Origin of the sequence: Bacillus cereus group sp. BfR-BA-01522, from assembly GCF_022662635.1 — a bacterium.
In the GTDB taxonomy this organism is placed as follows: domain Bacteria; phylum Bacillota; class Bacilli; order Bacillales; family Bacillaceae_G; genus Bacillus_A; species Bacillus_A cytotoxicus.
On sequence record NZ_JAKUDY010000035.1, the window covers coordinates 1 to 2,759 of the forward strand.

Here is a 2,759-nt window from a genome sequence, read left to right on the forward strand (position 1 = left end):
ACACGGAAGTTAAGCTCTCTAGCGCCGATGGTAGTTGGGGCCTTGCCCCTGTGAGAGTAGGACGTCGCCAAGCCAAAAACCTAAGTCAAACTGACTTAGGTTTTTTTGTATAACAATGCTTCTATATTTAAATCACTTTGATGGATAGTAAAAAATATGTAGATCAAGATATGCTTCACTTATTATTTTTTTTAAAAAGCGAAGTTGCTTTTTTTATTTATGTCCCTCTTTATCCTCAATCTTTTAGTAAATAATTAATAAACGTTGGAGGTATTTACTGCCTCATATGTATTCCTTTTTCCATTCAATTATTTTTTCGTTGTTTATCTATATTGGTATGTTAGAATAGTAATGTTGTGTAAGATATTTTTTATAAAAGGAGATAGTATGAAAAAAATAAGTGTAATATTAATAGGGATTTTACTACTTCTAACCGTTGCATACATGTTAGTCGGAAATTATTTCTTCAATTATGCATTAAATGCGAAACAAGAAAAAGAATTCTTACAAGGGAATCCTCATTTAGAAAAAACAGTGAATGTGTCAGGGAATGTATTAGTCACGAATGAGCAAAAAAATGCTGAGTTTATTTCAAAATATAAGCCAAATACAATCGTGATGCGTTCTTTTGATGAGTTAAAACTAACAGGATATGAATATATAAATGAGCAATCTAGTCATAAATGGGCAATTATCGTACATGGCTATAGTAGTAAAGCATCAGAAATGACGAAATATATTCGTCACTTTTATGAGAAAGGTTACAGCGTATTAGCACCAGATCTTCGCGGTCATGGAAATAGCGAAGGAGATTATATCGGCATGGGGTGGCATGATCGGAAAGATGTACAACGCTGGATTCAGCAAATTTTAAAGAAAGATCCTCAGGCGGAGATAGCTCTATTTGGTATTTCTATGGGAGGAGCAACAGTGATGATGACTTCTGGAGAAGATTTGCCTCCTAATGTGAAAGTCATTGTTGAAGATTGTGGTTTCTCATCTGTTATGGATGAATTCACATATCAATTAAAAGATTTATTCCATTTACCTAAATTTCCTGTTATGAATGCAGCAAATACAGTTACTAAGCTAAGGGCGGGTTATGATTTAGAAGAAGCATCGGCTGTCAAGCAAGTTGCAAAAAGCAAAACACCAATCTTATTTATTCATGGAGATGCGGATACGTTCGTTCCTTATGAAATGTTAGATGAAGTATACAATGCTGCAAAAGTAGAAAAAGAAAAGTTAATTGTGCCAGGTGCGGGGCATGGAGAAGCTGAACAAGCAAATCCAGATAAATATTGGAATACCCTATGGAACTTTGTGGAGAAATACATTTCAGCATAATTCATGAAAGAGAGAATTTTGGTATTATAAACGATAGACTGACTATGAATTAAGAGAAGTTCTATAAACGATGATGAGAAGGAAATGGTTTTATCTTTCTCATTATCGTTTTTTTTTATTTCGTTTATTTCAAGTGTAGAATGAAATAGAACCTTCATTCAAAATTCAGCGAGAGCCAGGATGCTAGGTGAGCACTCATAAAGCGTCCTTTACCGATTAAAGCTTTACTAAATAGAAGCATAAATTTTTTTGATTACGAATTGCCTATGCTACAATGGTTTAAACTTAATTTTGAAGAGGTGTTCGTATGAAAATTGAAGTTTGGTCTGATTTTGTGTGTCCGTTTTGTTATATTGGGAAGCGTCGTTTAGAAATGGCCTTAGACCAATTTCCGTATAAAAATGATGTTGAAGTTGAATTTAAAAGTTTTGAGTTAGATCCAAATGCTCCGGTATATTCTGGAATCGGTATTGATGAAATGCTTGCATCGAAATACGGGATTAGTATTGAAGAGGCTAAGCGAAATAATATTCAAATTGGCCGGCATGCCGCTAACATAGGTTTAACTTTTCATTTTGAAGAGATGAAACCGACGAATACTTTTGATGCTCACCGTTTGGCTAAGTTTGCAAAAGAACATGGAAAAGAAAAGGAGATAGTAGAAAATCTTCTTTTTGCTCATTTTACTGAATCTAAAAATTTAAGTGATGTGGAAACGCTCGCTAATATTGCTGAAGCTTCGGGGTTAGATAGAAAAGAAGCTTTACATGTTATACAGAATAAAAATGCTTATGCAAATGATGTGCGAATTGATGAGGAAATTGCTCGACAATATCAGATTACGGGAGTACCATATTTCATTGTAAATCAAAAGTATGCAATTTCGGGAGCGCAACCACTTGAAACGTTTTTGAACGCACTTCAAAAGGTGTGAGAAGAAGAAAATCCTAAGCCTAAATTACAAGAACTTTCATCAAATGGTGTGAACGATGCTCTTTGTACAGATGGTAGCTGCTTAGTGTCTTCAAAAGAGAAATAGTTTTTTGTTTTAAGTATGGCTATAGACAAAAAACATGGTTTATTAATTTTAAAACCCCACAGAAATTTCTGTAGGGTTTCTTCGTGCAGAAAGTAACGCGGATTCTAATTCTTTTCTGCCAGTAGTTCATCTACTTTCATATGATTGAATGGGGAATAGCCAGGAATAACATACAGCATATCGTTATAAAAACTTCACAAAAATTGTTGACTATTAGTGAGTAGAGGTGTAATATTATACGAGTCGCTGATAGCAATAACGCAAAACGCGACAAACGAAATAAAAAAACTTAGTTGACATTGAAATATAAAAATGTTAACATAAGGAAGTCGCAAATGAGGCGACAAGCGAGTTCTTTGAAAACTGAACGAAA

Annotated in this window: 1 protein-coding gene and 1 pseudogene; both read left to right on the forward strand. The window is 34.1% G+C overall.

Features of this window, described 5'->3' with window-relative positions:
• Positions 1–387: 387 nt before the first annotated feature.
• On the forward strand, positions 388–1,347 hold the full coding sequence (locus MR059_RS21375; protein WP_011983382.1) for an alpha/beta hydrolase: 960 nt from the start codon (positions 388–390) through the stop codon (positions 1,345–1,347).
• A gap of 307 nt (positions 1,348–1,654) precedes the next feature.
• A pseudogene (locus MR059_RS21380) lies at positions 1,655–2,386 on the forward strand (DsbA family oxidoreductase).
• The last annotated feature ends 373 nt before the right edge of the window (positions 2,387–2,759 follow it).